Origin of the sequence: Sphingorhabdus sp. (genome assembly GCF_046596595.1) — a bacterium.
Lineage (GTDB): Bacteria > Pseudomonadota > Alphaproteobacteria > Sphingomonadales > Sphingomonadaceae > Sphingorhabdus_B.
Genome location: NZ_JBKJMB010000024.1, coordinates 1 through 21,439, shown reverse-complemented (window position 1 = coordinate 21,439; position 21,439 = coordinate 1). Strand labels below are relative to the sequence as shown.

Sequence of the window (21,439 nt, the reverse complement as noted above, 5' to 3'; positions counted from 1 at the left end):
GTCGAATCGGCTCAGCCTACTAACATAGGCCAATGGCTTATGTACCTTTCGTTCCTTTACGCGTGTATTCAGCTTACACGATATTAGAGGGCGCAATTGAACCGAAGGCTATCGGCGAAACCGCACAAAAGCTTGGATTTCCGGCTATCGCGATCTGTGACCGCAATGGTCTGTATGGCGTAATGCCATTTCAGGACGGTGCAAAGGCCAAGGGTGTGCAACCCATTATCGGCACATTGCTAGGCATCAAGCGGCCAACGCGCGACGGCAAGTTTGTCCGCGACTGGCTGCCCTTGTTCGCGCAGGATGACATCGGTTACGTCAATCTGTGCCGTTTGGTATCTATGGCGCATCTCGACCGTCCTGAAGATATGGACGCGCATGTCACTTTGCAGCAGCTGGCGGCGCATAAAGACGGATTGCTTGCACTTACTGGCGGGGCGGAAGGGGCGGTGACGAGGCTGCTGAACGAAGAACAATATGACGCAGCGGCCGACTACCTCGCGCAACTCCAAACGCTTTTTCCGGACCGATTATATGTCGAATTGAGCCGAAGAGGGGACGCTATCGAGGCAGCAGCAGAAGATGCGCTCATTGACTTTGCTTATGCCCGCGACATTCCATTGGTTGCCACAAATCCAGCGTTCTTTGCGGAACCCGATTTCTTTGAAGCCCATGACGCCATGCTGTGCATTTCCGACGGGGCCTATATCGAAAGCGAGGATCGCCGAAGAAGCAGCCGGGATACATGGATCAAGACAGGGCGCCAGATGGCTGAACTGTTTGCAGACCTGCCTGAAGCGCTCGCGAACACACTTGTCATCGCCCAACGCTGCGCAGCTCTTGCGCCATACCGAAACCCGATATTGCCAAGCCTTGCTGGCGACCGGACCGCGGAAGACGCGCAGTTGCGAGATGATTCGCTGCTTGGGCTTGAACAGCGGCTTAATATCGCCGGAATCACTGACCCTGCAGAGCAGCAGGTCTATTTTGACCGCCTGAAGTTTGAAGCTGATGTCATCTGCACGATGGGATTTTCGGGTTATTTCCTGATCGTTGCTGATTTCATCAAATGGGCGAAGGAACAGGATATCGCCGTAGGTCCGGGGCGTGGTTCTGGCGCAGGGTCGCTCGTCGCTTGGTCTCTGACGATTACCGATCTCGATCCCATCAAATTGGGTTTGCTGTTCGAACGGTTTTTGAACCCGGATCGTGTGTCCATGCCTGACTTCGATATCGACTTTTGTGAAACACGGCGCGGCGAAGTCATTCGCTATGTGCAGAAAAAATATGGGTCTCGTCAGGTCGCGCAAATCATAACCTTTGGAAAACTGAAGGCGCGCGCGGTCCTGCGTGACATGGGACGGGTCTTGCAAATGAGCTACGGCCAAGTCGACAGGCTTTGTAAGCAGGTGCCAAATCTGCCTGCCGACCCTTGGGATTTGAAACGCGCGCTGTCCGGCGTCGCAGAGTTGCGCGAAGAATATCGCCGCGATGCGCAGGTCAAACGTCTGTTCGATCTCGCGATGAAGCTGGAAGGCCTGCCGCGCCACAGTTCAACACACGCCGCGGGAGTGGTCATTGGTGACCGTGAACTGTCGGAACTTGCGCCTCTGTATCGCGATCCACGTTCAGATATGCCGGTGACTCAGTTCGACATGAAATATGTCGAAAGCGCTGGCCTTGTGAAGTTCGACTTTTTGGGGCTGAAGACATTATCCGTGCTGCAAAAAGGCAGCCAGATGCTCGCTAAACGCGGGGTGGAGATCAATCTCGACCTGCTGCCACATGATGACCCCGCAGTGTATGAATTGCTTCAGCGCGGCGACACTGTGGGCGTGTTTCAGCTGGAGTCCGAAGGCATGCGCCGCACACTTGCCGCCGTAAAGCCAACCAATTTTGGAGACATTATCGCGCTCGTGTCGCTCTATCGGCCCGGGCCGATGGACAATATTCCAATGTTCGGCCGCCGCAAAAATGGGGAGGAGAGCATCGAGTACCCCCACCCGTTACTTGAGCCAGTGCTTAACGAGACATATGGGATATTTGTTTACCAGGAACAGGTCATGCAAGCAGCGCAAATTCTTGCTGGCTATAGTCTGGGTGAAGCCGATTTGCTTCGCCGCGCGATGGGCAAAAAAATCCAGTCTGAAATGGATGCGCAACGCGAGCGGTTTGTCAGTGGCTGCGCCGCGCACGCCATTTCGCCGAACCGCGCGAACGAATTGTTCGACCTGATCGACAAATTTGCAGGCTATGGTTTCAACAAGAGCCATGCGGCGGCTTATGCTGTTTTGGCTTATCAGACCGCGTGGTTGAAAACGCACCATCCTGAAGAATTTTATGCAGCATCCATGTGTTTCGACATGCATCAGACCGACAAGCTTGCGACGTTCATTGATGATATGCGCCGGCTTGATTGCAATTGCCTTCCGCCTGACATCAATCGCAGCGAAGCCGAATTTACCGTCGAGACCAATGTACATGGCGAACACGCGGTGCGTTATGCGCTGGGTGGTATCAAAAATGTCGGTGAGCGGGCAATGGAGATACTTGTCGCCGAGCGCGTGGCAGCAGGGCCATTTAAAAGCCTGGATGATTTTGCCAATCGTGTTGACCCGGGACAAATCAATCGGCGAAGCTTGGAAAATCTCGCGGCAGCAGGCTCCTTTGATGGGCTTGAGCTGAACCGCGCCGCAGTCCATGCCGCCGCCGAAACGCTTCTGTCTGCGGCGCAGTCGGCCCGCGATTCACGCGAAAGCGGGCAGGGCGGATTGTTTGGCGAAGGCGCGTCAGACATGGCCGCGCTTCGCATCGACAAAAATCTTCACTGGGCGCCCGGCGAACAGATGAGTCAGGAAAAGGACGCCTTTGGGTTCTATTTCTCGGCCCACCCATGTTCGCAATATGATGCGTTGGCTGCGAGCCATGGTGCCAAACCGTATGCTATATGGCTTGAGAGCGGTCCGATACCCGAGGGCGTTCGGCGCGCGGCAACGATGTCGGCGCTAATTGAAGGGGTGCGTTGGCGTGAATCGCGCAAGGGAAAGCGTTTCATGATTGCCGATTTTTCGGACAATAGTGGCCAGTTTTCGGTGCGATGTTTTGATGAGGCTGTCGTCAGTCAGCTTGCCGAATGGGCGAAGGATGCGGAGTGTCTTTTACTGCATTGCGAAATGGATATGCGCCCGGGCGACGAAGCGCCAAGCTTTACGGTGAAAAGTGCAAAGCCGCTCAGCAGTCTGACGAGCGTTTCTCGCCTGAAAATGCAGTTGAATGTTACCCATGAAGCCGCTCTGGCCAGACTTGCAGCAATGGTTGAGCCGCTCAATGGTGGCAAAAGCGAACTGGTAATCAAAACACGGGCGGCAGATGGGCGTTGGGTCCATATTGTCCTTGGACGGCGCTACCGGATTGATGCGTCTCTACTTGACCAGGTTCGGGCAATTGAAGGCATCGAGAATGTTGAGCTTGCGCCATTGGGTCCGGTTTTGGCATTAGTGCACTAAACCGCGATCATGCGTGGATAAATATAGGCGTCGATAATATGGCGGCGCAATCTGTGGGAGAGATTTTGATGCAGGGCACGATGCAAGATTGGGACCTTCGGGTTTCGCATTTGATTGATTACGCAGCGCGCGAACACGGTACGCGAGAAATCGTCACGCGTTGGACTGACGGCAGCATCGAAAGAACCAACTGGTCGGCGGTTGCTACTGAGGCGCGCAAATTATCGCAGGCATTTGCAGGGCTTGGCCTGCAAAAAGGTGATCGGGTCGCAACCTTTGCAATGAACCATCACCGTCATCTTGCGGCTTGGTATGGCGCAATTGGCTTTGGCGGAGTCATCCACACGGTCAACGTGCGGCTGTTCGACGAGGACCTGATCTACATCATGAACCACGCCGAAGATAAGGTGGTGATGTATGATGCAATGTTCCAGCCAATCATCGACCGTCTGAAGCCGCACCTTACAACTGTCGAACATTATGTCGTTTTTGATCGCGACGATAGCTACGGAGCCTTGGTTGCGGCTCAAGATGGCAACTATGAATGGGCGACAGGCGACGAGCGCGACGCATGCATGCTGTGCTATACCAGCGGGACGACCGGCAACCCTAAAGGCGTGTTGTACCAGCACCGTTCGACAATGTTGCATGCAATGGCCGAGATTGCTCCTGCCATTTTTGACCTGAGTCCGCAGGCAGCTTTGTTGCCGATCGTTCCTATGTTCCACGCCGCAAGCTGGGGCCTGCCCTTTGCCGGCGCTGCGGCAGGTGTCAAATTTGTGTTTTCCACCACCAATGATGCCGCAACCTTGCATGGCCTGATGCTGCAAGAGGGTGTTACGCACAGTGCAGGGGTGCCGACGGTTTGGTTAGCGATGTTTGCACATCTGGACGCCGAGGCTGCCGCAGGTCGGGACGCGTCGCTTGGTAAGTTGCGGCTCGTAACGATAGGCGGATCGGCTGCGCCGCGCGCGATGATTGATCGACTTATGAAGTCAGGTGTACGCGTTTCCCACGCTTGGGGAATGACCGAGACGTCGCCGATTGGCACAATGGGGGCACCAACGCCGAATTGGGACGAGTTGACGCTCGACGAGCAGATCGACGTGGTTTGCAAACAAGGTCGCACGCCATTTGGCGTTGAATTGCGCGTCATCGACAAGGACGGTAATGTTGCACCCCGCGATGGCGTAACATCGGGTGCTTTACAAATTCGCGGCCCTTGGGTCATCAAGCGTTATTTTAAGGCCGAGGTAGATGCCGTTGATACCGATCAGTGGTTTGATACCGGCGACGTTTCGGTTCTCCATCCGGACGGCACCATGCAAATTACGGATCGCGTAAAGGATGTCATCAAGTCCGGCGGCGAATGGATTAGCTCGGTTGAATTGGAGAATATTGCTGTTGGATGCCCTGGCATCGCAGAGGCAGGTGCCATCGGGATAGCACATCCAAAATGGGATGAGCGGCCTGTCTTGGTTGCCGTGAAAAAGCCGGGGGCCGATGTAGACGAAGCGATGGTGAAGGCATATTTGGCCGAACGTATCGTTAAATGGTGGATGCCAGACCGCGTGCTTTTTGTGGACGAATTGCCGCATACGGGAACAGGCAAAATTCAGAAAGTGGCGCTTCGCGAGCAGTTTAAGGACTTTGTTCTGGAGGATTAAGCGATGGACGACGGCTATATTGATCCAAGTCGCGCGGCATTTGACCTGTTTAAATCGCTGCCGCGCGATGTGCCCATTAACATGCTCAACCTGTTAAAGTTTAATTTGGCCGCAAATTACCCCGCCAGTCATCCCAACGCTTCCCAACAATGGAGCGGCGAGCGCGCCTATCAGGAATATGGCAAGACCAGTGGCCCGATTTTTGCGCGCGTCGGTGGCGGCATAATCTGGCGCGGCCATATGGAGGCGATGGTTATTGGTCCGGAAGCAAGGTACTGGGATTCTGCATTCATTGCTTATTATCCCAACAGTGCTGCGTTTTTGGAAATGGTGACTGATCCCGAATATCAATCGGCAGTGATAAATCGCCAAGCTGCTGTGCAGACAAGTCGCCTGATACGATTCAATCCACTGGAAACCAACGGTTCCGAATTCGCTTAAAATAAGCTCAGCTGGCCATCTAGATTTGGTGGCACAAACAGGTCGCTTCGGACATTCCACTTGGAACTGTCCAATCCGTGACGTTTTTTGGCAATTTTCATTCGAGCGCGAATGAGATCGGCCCACGGACCTTGTCCTTTCATGCGCGTAAAAAACTCAGCATCATTGTCTTTCCCGCCGCGCATTTCGCGAATGAGGTTCATGACCTTGGTCGCGCGGTCGGGGAAATGGACGTCGAGCCAGTTGCGGAATAGAGGTGCCACCTCATGGGGCAGACGGATTGGAATCCAGCTGATGCTTGATGCGCCATGTTCGGCTGCGGCAGCGGCAATCGCTTCAATCTCATGGTCCGTGACCGCAGGAATAATGGGCGAGATATTGACGTGAACATATATGCCGGCATCCGCCAATCTGCGAACGGCCGCCAGCCTCGTCATCGGCGATGAAGCCCTTGGCTCAAGCGTCCGCGCAAGCTTTGCGTCCAAAGACGTCACCGATATCGCAACGCCAGTCAGCTGCTTGGCCGCAAGTTGCGAAAGCAGGTCTATATCATCAATCACCCGTGCTGATTTTGTCGTCACAACTATTGGGTGCAGCGTTTCAACCATGAGCGCTAATATGGATCGCGTAATCCGGTAGGTACGTTCAATGGGTTGATAAGGATCGGTATTTGTCCCAATCGCGATGGTCGCCGGGCGATAGCCGGGCTTAGCCAGCGTTTTGCGAAGGATGTCGGCAGCGTTTGGTTTTGCAAAAAGGCGGCTTTCGAAATCTAGACCGGGTGACAAGTCATGATACGCATGTGTTGGTCTTGCAAAGCAATATACACAGCCATGCTCGCATCCGCGATAGGCATTAACGGAACGATCGAAAGGAATGTCAGGCGAGTTATTGAAAGACAAAATGGACTTGGCAAATTCCTCCGTCACCGTTGTTTTCAATAACGGACGACCGCCATCCAACTCGTCGCGTGAATCCAGCCAGTCAACATCCGTTATACGCTCATGCAAATTGAAGCGGGTCGGCACGATGTTGTCTGGCGCGCCTCGGCCCTTTGTTACATCATGATGATTGCTGTTCTGCACACAACATCAGTGCCATAATCGCAGGAACAAATAAAGAACAAACTACAGCTCGCGCAAACGCGGCATCAGTTCGACAAAATTACATGGCCGATGGCGGTTGTCGAGCTGGTGGACCAAGATCTGGTCCCAACCGTCCTTCACCGCACCATTAGACCCGGGAAGCGCAAAGATATATGTCCCACGCGCCAGCACCGCGCACGCGCGTGACTGGATTGTCGATGTGCCGATGCTCGCGTAGCTTAGCCAACGAAACAGTTCGCCAAAACCCGGAATTTCCTTTGTCTTTACGCGGTCAAGCGCTTCGGGCGTAACGTCACGACCAGTCAGCCCTGTACCTCCCGTAGAAATAACAACATCGATTTTATCGTCATCAATCCAGTTATGCAGTCGGGCAGTGATCATGGCTGTATCATCGCGTAGAATGGCACGCTCGCAGATTTTATGCCCTGCAGATACAATGCGCTCTGCCAAGATATTGCCGCTGCTGTCATCCTCCAAGCCACGGGTATCCGAAACTGTCAGCAAAGCGATGTTTACAGCCTTGAATTTTATGGTTTCATCGAGCGGCAATTGCGCCTCCTGTGGCACGGCGTGCCGTTACGACACCATTGGCATCGGGAAATTTCGGCCATAGATATTGAGCCAGGCCTTTCAGGCTTCCCGACGCCTTGTTTTCCCGCATCTCGTAGATCCAGTAATTGCGCAGGATAATCGATACGTATCCGCGGGTTTCCCAATAAGGGATCGATTCAATGAATAACAACGGGTCACCGTTGTCACGGACTTCGCTATTCCAGCGGGTGAGCGGCGTCGGGCCAGCGTTGTAAGCGGCAATGACCTTTGGAAGCAAGCCACCGGTAGCCGGAAGGTCACGCAATTTTTCCAGATATGATTGCCCATATTCCAAATTTACTGCTGGCCTATCGAGTTCGGATGCCGTGAAGGCAGCGCCACGTGCACGTGCCATATCCTGCGCCGTTCCGGGCCGCACCTGCATGAGGCCACGTGCGCCAGCGGGGCTAACCACGTCCGTGCGGAAGTTGGATTCTTGCAAGGCGTGGGCATAAACCAGCGCAGGCGTGACCCGCCAGCCACCGGTTGGCTGCCAATTTGGCATGGGATAGCGCGCCATCGCATTACTGTAGTCGCCTGACGGACCATAATGGCCAAGCCAGAACTGAGTAGATGCGAGATTCAACGATCCGGCCAGTTGTGCCAGATTTGAATGCTGCCGGGCATCGCCGATGCGTGCCTGATGACGCAATGCCTCGTCTGCAAGCTTGGTCTGGCCAATTTCTGACAGCGCAACTGCAAGCGTAGCATTCTGCTCGGCTTTCAAACTTGCCCAATCTAGTTTGGACACTTTCGCCGCCTTACGGTCAATTGACTCTACACCAAGCGTTTCACTCGCGAGAAGGCCGTAGAAGGTTTCGGGCAGTTGCGCAGCTGTTTGCAGCTTGGCTTGCACATGTTGCGGTTGCTTTGAAGCCGTCGCTGCGCGCGCGCCCCAAAATAAACCGGCAGCTTTCAAATCGTCATTTGCCGCCATACGCGAGACATAATCAAATGCTTCATAGGCGGCAGCATATTGCTGTGTTCGCCACGACGCGAGGCCAACTACCCAGGCTGCTTGAGTACCCCAGTCGCCGCCATGTACCCTAGCCGATGCTGCAACACGATTTGCGGATGCATCGTCATTTTCGATGTAATAGGACCATGCCACGCGGTAACGCAATTCAGTCAATGCTTCGGGAGAAAGTTCCGCCGCCTTGCTTTCCAATAATTGTTCGGCGGCTGACGGTTGGTCGTTTTTGATGAAGATTTGCAGTTCGGCGCGAATGTCTTCGCTGGCCATATTTTTTGGCAGATCCCTTTTGGGTGCGCCGCCCAGCCACGAAAAGCGCCGAATTCCGGGCCGCTCGGGAAGTAATTCGGCGCCACGCTTGCGCGCCATGGTTGCAAGTTGTTCGGCTTGGGGCAGATATGGTGCCGACTCTAACAATGCTTGAAGCTGGCTTGCTTCAACCTTGGGGCTGCTCGGCGCAACGTACAGCTCAGCGCGCGCCATTGCCGACATCGGTCCTTGGGGTGCTGCGTCAATAAGACGCGCTGCTTCGTCCCATTTTGATGTTTGAATTGCGCTGTAAATCGCTGCAAATTCGCTTTTCTCTTTTGCATTTAATACCGTTGGCGCCGGTTGCGCAGGTATAAGCGCGCTGAAAGCTTCGCTGGTATTTGCAAAAGCTGCCGAACAAGGCGACATTGCAAAAGCGAGAGCCAACCATTTCAACTTGTTCGCAATGATGTTCATTCGGCCACCCTTTGTGCAAACATCTGCAAATCTCTCCACGCTTGCGCCTTCATGGCGGGCCGCGCGATCAGAGTTCGCGGATGGAATGTCGTCAAGGCGGTCATATTGCGGCCATCATGGTTAACATTGCGTAACTGGGTACGCGCATTCATCAGTTGTTCGCCCAACAGTGCCTGGCAAGCAGCCGAGCCGAGTATGACAATAGATTTGGGACGCACCAGTTTAATCTGGTGGCGCATAAAATCTGCGAGTTCTGGTAAGGATTGGTCGGGGACTTCACCAGTTGATGGCATACTGCTCGCAAGCCAGGAACAATAGCATTGCGTTAGATCGATCCCGATCGCGACCATCATCCGGCGTAACAGAATTGTATTTGCCGATGTCGGCGTGTTGGCTTCATTTCCAACCCAAATGTCTGGAATATCCGAAATGACCATCACTTCAGGGTTTAGCGGGCCAATGGGTGCTGTGCGCACAGGCCCAAAATTATTGCCGGGCAGGGGAGCCCCATTGACGACCATTTCGCACAAGGTCGTGATGTCCGATGGCCACGCAATTGTGGGCGTTTCTACCTGTTCGGGCTGTTTGCTGGCAATCGCTGACTCAACAGGTGGGCGAGAGGCGTTGGCAGTGACGTCGTCTGAAAGCCAGTTGATTGCACTTTCACCGACGGCGGAGTCTACACCCGCCAGTTCCCACCAGCCAGTGAACGACTCCACAACGGCAAATGCACCAGTTTCTCCCCGTTCCTCCATAAATCCCTTCAGTCACTTGTTGACGGCGGGGTCAATTGCTTGGCATGGCAATTTCCACAGGCTGTTCATATATCGGGATGGCCGGAATTTGATGCCGGGTAAAGGATAAAGGCAATGAGTGAACGCGAGTCGATGCCCTATGACGTTGTTATTGTTGGCGCCGGGCCAGCAGGACTTTCGGCGGCGATCCGCATAAAACAACAATCGCCCGATACCAGCGTATGCATTCTCGAAAAAGGCTCCGAGGTTGGCGCGCATATCCTGTCAGGTGCGGTCATTGACCCAAAGGCTCTGGATGAACTGTTGCCCGATTGGCGCAACATGGGCTGTTCGCTTGCCGATACTCCAGTGAAGGACAACCAGCACTGGATCCTGACCAAGACCGGTAAATTCAACATGCCGCATTTTATTACCCCGGGTTTCATGCACAATAAGGGCACCTACACCGGATCGCTTGGCAATCTGTGCCGCTGGTTGGCGGGGCAAGCAGAAAATCTCGGCGTTGAAATCTTTCCGGGCTTTTCCGCGGCAGAGATACTCTACAATGAAGATGGTTCGGTGCGGGGTGTCGCAACTGGCGACATGGGTATTGCCCGCGACGGCAGCCATAAGGCGGATTACATGCCAGGCATGGAATTGCATGCCAAATACACCTTTTTTGCCGAAGGTGTGCGGGGCCATCTTACGAAGCTGCTGAAGCCGCAATTTGCACTTGATAAGGATTGCGAGCCGCAAGTTTATGGCATTGGTCTCAAGGAATTGTGGGATATTCCACCTGAGCAGCACTCTGCTGGCCGAGTCATTCATAGCCAAGGCTGGCCCTTGACGGATGCCAATGGCGGCGCGTTTCTATATCATCACGCGAATAATCAAGTCGCCTTGGGTTTTGTCGTCTGGCTTAATTATTCCAATCCTTATTTGTCGCCATTTGAAGAATTCCAGCGTTGGAAAACCCATCCCGAGGTCAAGAAGGTCCTCCAAGGTGGCCGCCGTGTTTCGTATGGCGCGCGGGCCATAAGCGACGGTGGCTGGCAATCGGTTCCCAAACTGGCGTTCCCGGGCGGTGCGCTCATTGGTTGTTCTGCTGGCTTTGTAAACGTGCCCCGCATTAAAGGTACGCACACTGCAATGAAGTCAGGCATGTTGGCCGCGGACGCGGTTGTGGAAGCGCTGGCTGCTGGTCGGGAACATGATGCGCTCACCGCTTATCAAACCGCTTATGAAAACAGCTGGATTTACAAGGAGCTGCGGCTTGTCCGCAACGTTCTTCCGCTGGTCGAAAAATATGGCAATGTTTTTGGAACGATGCTTGCGGGCGTAAACATGTGGCTTGAAAACTTTGGCCTGCGGATGCCATTCACGATGAAGCATCATCCCGACCACAAGGCGCTCAAGCGCAAAGAAGCGGTGCACCGCATCGAATATCCAAAACCCGACGGCGTGTTCAGCTTCGACCGATTGTCGTCAGTATTTTTGTCAAACACCAACCATGCCGAAGATCAGCCGATCCATTTGCAGGTCAAGGACATGGACTTGCAAAAGACCAGCGAGTTCATGGACTTTGCAGGGCCATCGACGCGCTATTGCCCCGCCGGCGTCTATGAGTGGATTGAAGAAGAAGGCAAAGACCCGCGTTACCAGATCAACGCCCAAAACTGCGTCCATTGCAAAACGTGCGATATCAAGGACCCGAACCAGAATATCAACTGGGTGACGCCAGAAGGTGGCGGCGGACCAAATTATCCCAACATGTGAGCGAGGCGGCATTGGCGTTGCTGATGGGGACGAAAGGCTAATCGTGGATCAATCTGAGGTCGCCTTCGCGAAGATCAACCTTGCCCTGCATGTCCGGCGGCGGCGAGATGATGGCTATCACGAAATTGAGACACTGTTTTCATTTGCGCAGGATGGAGACATTCTGCACGCAAGCCTGTCGGAAACATTGAGTTTGGCAATTGAAGGTCCATTTGGGCATTTACTTGAGGCAGATGACAATAATCTTGTCATGCAAACCGCACTCCGGCTGAAGTCACGTTTTGGGGTAAAGCAAGGGGCGAAACTGCGCCTAGACAAACGTCTTCCTGTTGCTTCTGGCATTGGTGGCGGATCGGCAGACGCAGCCGCTACAGCGCGCCTTTTATGCCGGCTCTGGGGTCTTAACGCAACCGAGCAAGAACTGTCGGACATCCTCGCTTTATTGGGGGCCGACATACCCGCCTGTATCTTCAGCCGTCCAAGCTTCGGTACCGGCACCGGCACTTTGCTCGAATTGCTGGACGACAGCCCAATAACTGCGCGGCATCTTTTGCTGGTTAACCCGCTTCAGTCGGTCTCCACTGCTGCGATTTTCAAAGCGTGGGATGGCGTCGATGGCGGTCCCTTAGCGTCCGGAAACATCTGGGAAGCTGCTCTGAATGGCCGAAACGACCTTGAGCCATTGGCTGCCGCGATATGTCCCGCCATCACCGAAATATTGGATCGGCTGTCGCAGGCGAGTCCTGCGCTTGTGCGCATGTCGGGCTCTGGCGCAACCTGCTTTGCCTTGTTTGATGACGCGGCGGCCCTTGAGGTTTCAAGGGCGACACTAGACCCGCAATGGTGGTCGATGGCCAGTATGTTACGATGAGCGACGCTCCGTTTGAAATATTGGGGTCACCGAGCAAAGGCGGCTTCCTTATCATTGGCGACCACGCCTCGAACCGCGTTCCAAACGATATAAACCTCGGTATCGATCGAGCATCTCTCGAGGCGCATGTTGCATGGGACATTGGCGTCGCTCCCGTTGCGCGCTTAATTGCCAAGGACGACAAGTTTGCAGCGTTTCTGGGCGGCTATTCACGATTGGTTGTCGACCTGAACCGTGACGCGCATGATCCTGCAGCAATCCCGGTCGAGAGTGATGGCATGCCTATCCCTGACAACGCCCTCAGCCCAATGGAAAAAGAAATTAGGCTGGAACGCTTCCACAAGCCCTATCACGAGCATTTGCAGCAACTGCTAGCCTCACACCGCCCGGCGCTGATTTTGTCTCTCCACAGCTTTACACCGGCCTTGGACAGCAAACCAAATGAAGCACGACCTTGGGAAGTCGGGGTGTTGTACAACGAGCAAGAAACGCCCTCAAAAATAGCGATTCCGTTTTTGGAGGACGCTGGATATCTTGTTGGCGACCAACTCCCTTATTCCGGGAAAGTACTGAATGCGACGATGAACCGCCATGCAGAGGCCAATAAAATTCCCTATATAGGCATTGAGATGCGCCAAGATTTGTCTGCTTCACTCGAGGGCCAAGCAAGATATGCGCGTGTGTTGATTAACATGTGCAATTTTGTTTCGGAACATCTTGGCTTAATAACATAAAGTAGCTTAAAGCGCGGCTCTAAACGGAGTTCCATATGCCAAACAAGTTCGACAAATCCAAATTGCCAAGCCGCCACGTGTCTGTCGGGCCTGAACGCGCGCCGCATCGCAGCTATTATTATGCGATGGGGCTGACGGCTGAAGAAATCGCGCGGCCATTTGTTGGCGTCGTATCAGCAGGCAATGACAGCGCACCCTGCAACACTACGTTGGATGCCCAGGCCGATATCGCGCGACTGGGCGTCGAACAAGGTGGCGGGATGCCGCGTCGTTTCAACACGATCACTGTGACCGACGGCATTGCCATGGGACATCAAGGCATGAAGTCCTCTCTCGTCAGCCGCGAGGTCATTGCTGACTCAGTCGAGCTTTCGGTGCGCGGCCATTGTTACGACGCGCTCGTCGGTTTTGCGGGATGTGACAAATCGTTGCCAGGGATGATGATGGCGATGCTGCGTCTCAATGTGCCATCCATATTCGTATATGGTGGGTCTATCTTGCCGGGCAGGTACAATAATAAGGACGTAACGGTAAAAGACGTTTTTGAAATCGTCGGTAAATACGCAGCGGGCGCATGTCCCTTGTCAGAACTTGAAGAGCTTGAGCGTGTGGCGTGTCCGGGCCATGGCGCCTGTGGCGGCCAATACACCGCCAATACGATGGCCTGTGTGGGTGAAGCCATCGGGTTATCAATGCCCAACAGCAATATGGCACCTGCGCCATATTCGACGCGCGATCAAATCGCGCACGCGGCGGGTGTTCAGGTCATGGAATTGCTTGCGCGAAACATCAGGCCACGTGACATCTGTACGCGTGAAGCCTTTGTTAACGCTGCAAGAATTGTTGCCGCGACAGGGGGATCAACCAATGGCGCGCTGCATTTGCCAGCGATGGCGCATGAGGCAGGAATCAGCTTTGATTTGTTCGACGTTGCCGAAGCGTTCAAGACAACGCCGTATATGGCTGACCTCCAGCCCGGCGGCCAATATGTCGCGCGGGACATGTATGACGCAGGTGGCGTGTATATGCTGATGAAGTCGTTGCTTGGGGAAGGGTTGCTCCATGGAGAGTGCATGACCGTCACCGGTAAAACACTCGGTGAGAACATCGATCAAATAACATGGAACCCTGATCAAAAGGTCATTTATCCCGCAACCGCGCCCATCACGCCCACCGGCGGGGTTGTCGGCCTGCGCGGTTCTCTCGCCCCCGATGGAGCGATTGTTAAAGTTGCTGGCATGGACCGATTGACATTCACTGGTCCAGCTCAAGTTTTCGATTGCGAGGAAGATTGCTTTGCAGCGGTTGAGGCACGTCAAATCCGCGAGGGGTCGGTCATCGTTATCCGCTACGAAGGGCCAAAGGGCGGTCCCGGCATGCGTGAAATGCTTTCGACCACTGCAGCACTTTATGGGCAGGGCATGGGCGAGAAGGTCGCGCTTATCACGGATGGACGTTTCTCAGGCGCAACGCGCGGCTTTTGCATTGGCCATGTTGGCCCGGAGGCTGCCGACGGCGGCCCGATTGCTTTAATCGAGGACGGCGATGAAATCATGATTGACGCTGAAATTGGTGTAATCGATTTGAATGTTGACCGTCAAATACTTGAAGATAGGCGTAAAAATTGGAAACCGCGACAAACTGACTATCAGTCTGGCGCAATATGGCGCTATGCGCAAAATGTTGGACCTGCCTATAAAGGTGCTGTCACGCATCCCGGGGGCGCTGCCGAAACTCATGTGTACGCCGACATTTAGACTTATTGCATCGGCGATGTTTTTTGCTGGCTTGTCAGGATGTGGCAGCGATGCCGGCTCTCCTGCGCCAGACGAAGACGAACCGACACAGGCTGCAAGCAATGGCAAAGTTGCATGTGCGCTGGCCGGTTCGGACAGCTTTGAACGGGTCTGCTCAACCGAACAGATCAGCGCGAACGGTGATGTCATGTTGGTTATTCGACATCCCGATGGCGGATTTCGGCGCTTTAATATTTTAACCGATGGACGCGGTCTCGCGCCTGCCGACGGCTTTGACGAAACGCACATAAGTTTGCTGGATAACGACATGATCGCAGTGGAGTCAGGAGACGACAGATATCGCCTGCCAGCTTTGATCAAAGGCAGTGATGCGGCCGACAGCCCGGACAAGCCCAAAGACGCCAGTTGATTGCTTGCCCCTTCAAGGGCATGGGGCGGTATGGAAATGTCAGAAGAGATCATCAGGGTTGCCGCGCGTGGCGATGGAGTCACTGCAAACGGCCGCTATGTCGCGCTCGCTGCACCCGGCGACATTGTCGAACCGTCGGGTGGTCTCATACATGGACCCCACCACGCAATCCCGCCGTGCCAGCATTTCCCTTTATGCGGGGGCTGCCAATTGCAGCATCTGGACGAAGATAGCCTCCGCCTGTTCATAGCCGAACGCGTGACTCACGCGCTGGCGACGCAGCAGGTGGAAATTGGTGAGGTCATGCCAGTTCATCTGTCGCCGCCAAAGACACGCCGCCGTATTGCGGTTCGCTCAGCTTGGGCGGGCAAACAATTTCAACTGGGTTTCAGCACTGAAAAAAGTCACCGTATCATAGACTTGCGACAATGTGACGTCATGGCGCCGGAACTTTTTTCTTTGCTTGCTCCATTACGCACTTTGCTTGAGCCCCGGCTCAATCGTGCCCGTCAGGTTCAGATCAAATTGGCCGTTGTTGACCAAGGCATTGACGTCCTGATTGAAAACTGGATCGCTAACGATCTCGACACGCATGAGACACTGTCGGAATTTGCCAAAAAACACGGGCTTGCGCGATTGTCTCTCGATGAAGGCTATGGGCCTGTGCCTTTTTACGAGCCTGAACCCGTCACAGTAACGCTTGGTGGGGTTGCGGTGGGGTATCAGCCTTATGGCTTTCTTCAAGCTACCGTGGACGGTGAAGCTGCCTTAGTGCGCGCTGTAAATGAGATTGTGGGCAGCGATACGATCGTGGCGGATCTGTTCGCTGGTTCGGGCACATTTGCGTTATCAATGGGCGCAGGACGCAAAATTTATGCAGGTGAAGCGGACCTTCAAGCCAATCTAGCGTTAAAGGCCGCGGCGGGCCGAAGTGGGCGGACGATATTCGCCGAACATCGCGACTTGTTCAGGCGACCGCTTGCACCCGAAGAGCTGAACAAGTTCCAGACTGTCGTTCTTGACCCACCACGCGCTGGTGCAAAAGAACAGGTTGCCCAGCTCGCCGCGTCCAACGTTCCAAGCATTGCCTATGTCAGCTGCAATCCAGCCAGCTTTGCGCGTGACGCCAAAACTCTGGTCGCTGCGGGATACCGGTTGAAGCGGATCTGGCCCGTGGGGCAGTTCCGCTGGTCAACCCATATCGAGCTCGTCGGACACTTCAGCCGTTAGTATAAAAGCACCGACATCACGGCGTGAACCGTTAGCATGATGAGCGCAAGCGACGACAAGGCGAACAATCCGAAGCGCACGACAACGCGATTCGAGAAAATCTGAACCAAGCTGTGTGCGATCCGTAAGACGACATAAACCCAAGCGATCGTTGCATTCAAATTGTCACCTTGGCCAACCATAGCCAGCACGAGGCATATTGCATAAAAAACCGTAGGTGCTTCGTGTAAGTGGTTGTAATTGTCAGCAACCCAAGACGCTCTCTCCTCACCCTTGGCAATGAGAACCTCGCGTAGGCTGCCGCCGTTCGAGCCAACAATGTTGGTGGCATCAATGCCCGCGCGGCCCATGGCGGGTATACGCGTGGCGTACATCCAAATCCAGATAACCATCGTCCAAGCGCCCAGTGCAACGACTGGCCCTAAAATAGCACTTTCCATAATTTCTACCCCCTCAGATAGTTGCAAGTAACGCCTGTACCGCCAGTATGGTCAAGCAAGTGGTCGATAACAGGAAGAACACAAATCGGATGCTGACGGTATTCACCGTTGCCTGCCAAATGCTGTGGATAATGCGCAAGATGGTGTAGCCCCATGCCAGATAGACCGACAGGTCCGAAGCGCCGCCAGTGATTGCCAGGATCATGATCGTGGCGTAAAATATCGTTGGCTGCTCCATGAGATGCGCGTAATTGTGGGATTTCCAAGCGACAGAAGGTGGTACATTGGGATCAATGTCTTGTCCGCGTCCACCCGGTGCAGCGCTTTTCAGGTCCATGCCGATTTTTGACATGGCGGGAAGCCGTGTGCCCGCCATCCAGAACAGCATGATTAGTGACCAGACAACCAGCGCGGCCGCTGGCGCCAAAATTGGCGTATTCATGTAAAAAACCCTCCCCGTCTTATGAGATGGGGAGGGTGGTGCACCTCAGATAAATTGTCAATTCCAACTTATATTTTGGAACTTAGCGACCGGCGTGCGCGAACACCGGCGTCATTGGCCGGAGCCCAGCCATAGAGGGTGGCCATCGGTTCATCCTCAACAACCAAATTGTCGGTTTCGCCAAAGCCATTAAATTCAGTCCGCATGGCGCAGCCATACGCGCCGAGCATGCCCACTTCGATATAATCTCCAGCCTGGACATCGTCCGGCAAGACAAAGGGCCCCGCCATATGGTCCATATCATCGCAGGTAGGGCCGTAGAAGCTAAACTCAGCCATCTGGGTCCCAATTGACGTGTCCGACCTTTGAAGCGCCACAGGGAAGCGCCAGCCGATGTGCGCGGCATCGAACAACGAACCATAAGCCCCATCGTTAATAAACAATTCTTGCCCGCGACGCTTCTCAACCTTCACAAGCAAAGAGGCATATTCGGCACACAATGCGCGGCCCGGCTCGCACCAAAGCTCAGCAGAATAGCTGATCGGCAGATCTTCGAAACAATTATGGATGACGTCGAAATAGCCCTCAAGCGCAGGAGGCTCCATGCCCGGATATACCGAAGGGAAGCCGCCGCCAACGTCAACAATGTCGACGGTGACCGATGCTTCGACGATCGCGGCACGGACATGCTCCATGGCTTCGGCATAAGCGGTAGGTGTCATTGCCTGGCTCCCTACGTGGAAGCAAATGCCCAGGCTGTCAGCAACCTGGCGCGTTGCGACGAGCAGGTCGGCAACTTCCGAAGGATCGGCACCAAACTTCGATGCAAGGCTCAACTTTGCATGTTCGGACGACACACGGATGCGCACGCACAACTCAAGATCCGTTGCCGCAACGCCATCGGTGGCAGTAGCGCGCATGATCTTGTCCAACTCTTCATGGCTGTCGAGGCTGAAGGTGCGGACATTGTGGTTGTGATAAGCCTGAGCGATTGCGCGCTCACTTTTTACCGGATGCATGAAGCACATTTTCGCTTCAGGCAAAAATTTATGCACCAACCGGACTTCGCCTAACGAGGCGACGTCATAATGCGTAATGCCAGCTTCCCACAAAGTCTCGAGCAATGCAGGTGAAGGGTTTGCTTTGACAGCATACAGCGATTTACCCTGAAACTTCTCAACGAAGAAACGAGCGGCGCGCGTAGCAGCATGCGGGCGTAAGAGCGTGATTGGTTCGTCCGGGCGGAGGGCGCGGACTACAGCAAGTGCGTCAGTGTTCTCGTACAATTCAAGGGACCCCCAAAAGATAAATTGAAACAACAAGGCTGCCTTGCGGTTATTGGAAGTCCCCCTGGGGCAGCGGATGTGCGCATTATGAGAACAGGGGGGGAATGTAAAGCGATTCGTTGGTATTTTAGCTGAGGCGGTCGCGAAACTCGGTCCAATCGAACGAACGGACACATTCAAGCGCGTCAGTGTCGCTGTTCCATAGCCACAATGAAGGTAGCGGAACGCCGTTAAAGGTATTGGTTTTCACCATCGAGTAATGCGCCTGGTCAAGAAACGCAAAGCGCGCTCCCGGCTCTGCAGCGACAGGAAGTCGGTAATCGCCGATAATGTCTCCTGCAAGGCATGATGGCCCTCCCAGACGCACCACAGGGCCGTCTTGACGCTCACCAAGCATGGCAGGGCGGTACGGGGCTTCGATGACGTCGGGCATATGGCAGGTTGCGCTGATGTCCGTAATACCGACGAGTATTCCGTTTTTGAATATGTCGAGTAATTCGCCAATCAAAATACCGGCATCAAGAGCGATGGCTTCGCCCGGCTCGATATATACGTCCAGACCAGTTTCAGCACGAACCTCTTGAATGAACGCCACAAGTTCATCGCGTTGATAATCGGCACGGGTGATGTGGTGGCCACCACCGAAGTTAAGCCAGCGCAGTTGCCCGAAATAGGGCGCAATCTGGGGCATGAGTGCTTCCCATGTCCGCTTGAGCGGTTCGAAGTCCTGCTCGCACAAGGTGTGGAAATGCAGTCCGGATACGCCGTGGAGATGTGCAGGTTCCAGCTGGCTTACAGGAAAGCCGAGCCGCGACCCTGCCGAGCAGGGGTCATATTTTGGCACCTCGCCTTCGGCATGTTCAGGATTGAGGCGAAGGCCGACATCGACACTATCATTCAGGAAAGACGCAAAACGGCGGTGCTGATGCGGGCTGTTGAATATAATATGATCGGATATGTCGACAATTTCGGCCATATCGGCCTCTTTATAGCCAGCGCAATAGGTCGCAATCTCTCCTTGGTAATAATCGCGAGCAAGACGGGATTCCCACAAGCCGGAACTGCAAACGCCATCAAGATATTCGCCGATAATGGGCGCAACTTTCCACATGGAAAACGCCTTCATTGCACACAGGACCTTGGCGCCAGACCTGTCACGTACATCCGCCAATATGGCCAAATTTCGCCGCAATGCGACCTCGTCGACCACGAATGCAGGCGAGGGGACGCGCTGAAGGTCAAATTGGGCAAATGCCCCAGGATCGCCTGCTCTGGTTTCCATATTGTCATCACCATGTTGTTTCCCCACCGACGTCATGCTGAACTTGTTTCAGCATCCATCGTGTCAAAGAGACCGAAGGAGAGAGAGGATAAATGGACCCTGAAACCAGTTCAGGGTGACGATCTTAAATATTGCACTGCCATCCGAAACTAAAACGCCAGCGGCCCGTCCAATTCTTTCACCTGCCAAGGCAGCCCGTATTTGTTGAGCATGTCCATGAACGGGTCGGGATCGAACTGCTCGATATTCCATACTCCAGCGCCGGACCATGTGCCCGTCACCAACATCGCAGCGCCAATCATTGCTGGCACGCCTGTGGTGTAGCTCACCGCCTGATTGCCAGTCTCGGCATATGCTTCTTCATGGTCGCAGATGTTGTAGATGTAGAGTGTCTTTTCCTTGCCGTCCTTGCCAAGACCAGTTGCGATGCAGCCGATGTTGGTCTTACCCTTCGTGGTCGGGCCAAGTGAGGCCGGCTCAGGCAAAACCGCTTTGAGGAATTGCAAAGGAACGATTTCCTTGCCTTCATACATGACCGGGTCAATGCGGGTCATACCCACCGCCTGAAGCACGTTGAGGTGGGTAATATAGGCATCGCCGAAGGTCATCCAGAAACGGATGCGCTTGATTTCGGGCAAATGGGTCTTGAGGCTTTCGATTTCCTCATGGTACATCAGGTACATGTTCTTCGGGCCGACCGCTTCAAAGTCGAAGCTTTGCTTGACGGACATGGCTGGCGTTTCGACCCACGCATCATTTTCCCAGTGCCTTGCGACTGCGGTAACTTCGCGGATGTTGATTTCGGGGTTGAAGTTGGTGGCAAAAGCCTGGCCATGGTCACCGCCATTGCAATCCAATATGTCGAGCGTGTCGATACGGTCGAAATAATGCTTTTTCAGATACGTCGTGAACACGCTTGTGACGCCGGGATCGAAACCCGAACCCAGCAAGGCTGTAAGGCCTGCGTCCTTATAGCGATCCTGATAGGCCCACTGCCAATGATATTCGAATTTTGCGACATCCAGCGGCTCATAGTTCGCGGTGTCCATATAATGCACGCCAGCAGCAAGGCAGGCGTCCATGATGTTGAGATCCTGATAAGGGAGCGCGAGGTTCACGACCAAGCTTGGCTTCATCTCGTTCAGCAATGCCGTCGTGGCAGAAACGTCATCGGCATCAAGACTGTAGGTGTCTATAGCAACGCCCGTGCGTTCCTTGACGGAGACAGCAATGGCGTCACATTTGGATTTGGTCCGACTGGCGAGACTGATATGGCTGAAGATATCTGGGTTCATGGCCATCTTGTGGACAGCAACCGATCCGACGCCGCCTGCGCCAATTACCAATATCTTGCTCATCTGTAGTTTCCTCTTATCAGAGATTCGTTCAGCGCACGCATATAGGGGCCTTTTATGACAGGACAAGAATTGGCTGCAGCCAGCAGAACGCCAACACATGAAGGCGT

The 21,439-nt window shown here is 54.2% G+C and carries 18 protein-coding genes; 9 read left to right on the top strand and 9 right to left on the bottom strand.

Annotation, left to right across the window (positions count from 1 at the left end; genetic code table 11):
• Nucleotides 1-32: 32 nt before the first annotated feature.
• From dnaE to ACLL9E_RS02030, 3 genes are all read left to right on the top strand, one after another.
• Nucleotides 33-3,509 carry a DNA polymerase III subunit alpha gene (gene dnaE / locus ACLL9E_RS02040; protein WP_411290078.1) on the top strand — a complete coding sequence of 1,159 codons (3,477 nt, stop codon included), beginning with the start codon at nucleotides 33-35 and terminating at the stop codon, nucleotides 3,507-3,509.
• Between the two features lie 68 nt (nucleotides 3,510-3,577).
• Nucleotides 3,578-5,176 carry a long-chain fatty acid--CoA ligase gene (locus ACLL9E_RS02035; protein ID WP_411290148.1) on the top strand — a complete coding sequence of 533 codons (1,599 nt, stop codon included), beginning with the start codon at nucleotides 3,578-3,580 and terminating at the stop codon, nucleotides 5,174-5,176.
• A 3-nt stretch (nucleotides 5,177-5,179) separates the two neighbouring features.
• Nucleotides 5,180-5,617: a DUF1330 domain-containing protein gene (locus tag ACLL9E_RS02030; protein ID WP_411290077.1), complete on the top strand. Its 438-nt coding sequence runs from the start codon at nucleotides 5,180-5,182 to the stop codon at nucleotides 5,615-5,617.
• Here ACLL9E_RS02030 and ACLL9E_RS02025 read toward each other — a convergent pair.
• Genes ACLL9E_RS02025 through ACLL9E_RS02010 form a run of 4 tightly spaced genes read right to left on the bottom strand, consistent with a single transcriptional unit; the run spans nucleotide 5,614 to nucleotide 9,768 of the window.
• Nucleotides 5,614-6,702, bottom strand: coding sequence for a PA0069 family radical SAM protein (locus ACLL9E_RS02025; RefSeq protein WP_411290076.1), 1,089 nt, complete (start codon nucleotides 6,700-6,702; stop codon nucleotides 5,614-5,616). The genes ACLL9E_RS02030 and ACLL9E_RS02025 overlap by 4 nt on opposite strands.
• 42 nt (nucleotides 6,703-6,744) lie before the next feature.
• Nucleotides 6,745-7,272: a molybdenum cofactor biosynthesis protein B gene (gene moaB, locus ACLL9E_RS02020; protein WP_411290075.1), complete on the bottom strand. Its 528-nt coding sequence runs from the start codon at nucleotides 7,270-7,272 to the stop codon at nucleotides 6,745-6,747.
• Nucleotides 7,259-9,013, bottom strand: a complete 1,755-nt coding sequence (locus tag ACLL9E_RS02015; RefSeq protein ID WP_411290074.1) for a lytic transglycosylase domain-containing protein — start codon at nucleotides 9,011-9,013, stop codon at nucleotides 7,259-7,261. Before ACLL9E_RS02015 ends, moaB begins: the two co-directional genes overlap by 14 nt.
• Nucleotides 9,010-9,768, bottom strand: coding sequence for a uracil-DNA glycosylase family protein (locus tag ACLL9E_RS02010; protein WP_411290073.1), 759 nt, complete (start codon nucleotides 9,766-9,768; stop codon nucleotides 9,010-9,012). Before ACLL9E_RS02010 ends, ACLL9E_RS02015 begins: the two co-directional genes overlap by 4 nt.
• A gap of 114 nt (nucleotides 9,769-9,882) precedes the next feature.
• Between ACLL9E_RS02010 and ACLL9E_RS02005 the strand changes: the two genes are divergently transcribed.
• The 6 genes from ACLL9E_RS02005 to ACLL9E_RS01980 are packed head-to-tail and all read left to right on the top strand — an operon-like array spanning nucleotide 9,883 to nucleotide 16,524.
• Nucleotides 9,883-11,523, top strand: a complete 1,641-nt coding sequence (locus ACLL9E_RS02005) for an electron transfer flavoprotein-ubiquinone oxidoreductase (protein WP_411290072.1) — start codon at nucleotides 9,883-9,885, stop codon at nucleotides 11,521-11,523.
• 43 nt (nucleotides 11,524-11,566) lie between these two features.
• Nucleotides 11,567-12,394 (top strand): 4-(cytidine 5'-diphospho)-2-C-methyl-D-erythritol kinase, encoded by an 828-nt coding sequence (locus tag ACLL9E_RS02000; RefSeq protein WP_411290071.1) that lies wholly within the window; start codon nucleotides 11,567-11,569, stop codon nucleotides 12,392-12,394.
• Nucleotides 12,391-13,128: an N-formylglutamate amidohydrolase gene (locus tag ACLL9E_RS01995; protein WP_411290070.1), complete on the top strand. Its 738-nt coding sequence runs from the start codon at nucleotides 12,391-12,393 to the stop codon at nucleotides 13,126-13,128. The genes ACLL9E_RS02000 and ACLL9E_RS01995 overlap by 4 nt, the downstream gene beginning before the upstream one ends.
• Nucleotides 13,129-13,163: 35 nt before the next feature.
• Nucleotides 13,164-14,885, top strand: coding sequence for a dihydroxy-acid dehydratase (gene ilvD / locus ACLL9E_RS01990; RefSeq protein ID WP_411290069.1), 1,722 nt, complete (start codon nucleotides 13,164-13,166; stop codon nucleotides 14,883-14,885).
• Between the two features lie 16 nt (nucleotides 14,886-14,901).
• On the top strand, nucleotides 14,902-15,294 hold the full coding sequence (locus tag ACLL9E_RS01985; RefSeq protein WP_411290068.1) for a hypothetical protein: 393 nt from the start codon (nucleotides 14,902-14,904) through the stop codon (nucleotides 15,292-15,294).
• Between the two features lie 30 nt (nucleotides 15,295-15,324).
• On the top strand, nucleotides 15,325-16,524 hold the full coding sequence (locus tag ACLL9E_RS01980) for a class I SAM-dependent RNA methyltransferase (RefSeq protein WP_411290067.1): 1,200 nt from the start codon (nucleotides 15,325-15,327) through the stop codon (nucleotides 16,522-16,524).
• On the opposite strand, the gene ACLL9E_RS01975 is transcribed toward ACLL9E_RS01980, so the two are convergent.
• From ACLL9E_RS01975 to ACLL9E_RS01955, 5 genes are all read right to left on the bottom strand, one after another.
• A complete protein-coding gene (locus tag ACLL9E_RS01975) occupies nucleotides 16,521-16,964 on the bottom strand; it encodes an MAPEG family protein (protein ID WP_411290066.1) in 444 nt (147 codons plus the stop codon). The genes ACLL9E_RS01980 and ACLL9E_RS01975 overlap by 4 nt on opposite strands.
• 13 nt (nucleotides 16,965-16,977) lie before the next feature.
• Complete coding sequence (locus ACLL9E_RS01970) at nucleotides 16,978-17,406, bottom strand: MAPEG family protein (RefSeq protein ID WP_411290065.1); 429 nt, start codon at nucleotides 17,404-17,406, stop codon at nucleotides 16,978-16,980.
• Between the two features lie 68 nt (nucleotides 17,407-17,474).
• A complete protein-coding gene (locus tag ACLL9E_RS01965) occupies nucleotides 17,475-18,692 on the bottom strand; it encodes a type III PLP-dependent enzyme (protein WP_411290064.1) in 1,218 nt (405 codons plus the stop codon).
• Between the two features lie 127 nt (nucleotides 18,693-18,819).
• Entirely contained in the window at nucleotides 18,820-19,974 is a 1,155-nt protein-coding gene (locus ACLL9E_RS01960) for a carboxynorspermidine decarboxylase (RefSeq protein ID WP_411290063.1), read from the bottom strand.
• 149 nt (nucleotides 19,975-20,123) lie between these two features.
• Complete coding sequence (locus ACLL9E_RS01955; RefSeq protein ID WP_411290062.1) at nucleotides 20,124-21,332, bottom strand: saccharopine dehydrogenase family protein; 1,209 nt, start codon at nucleotides 21,330-21,332, stop codon at nucleotides 20,124-20,126.
• Nucleotides 21,333-21,439 lie beyond the last annotated feature (107 nt).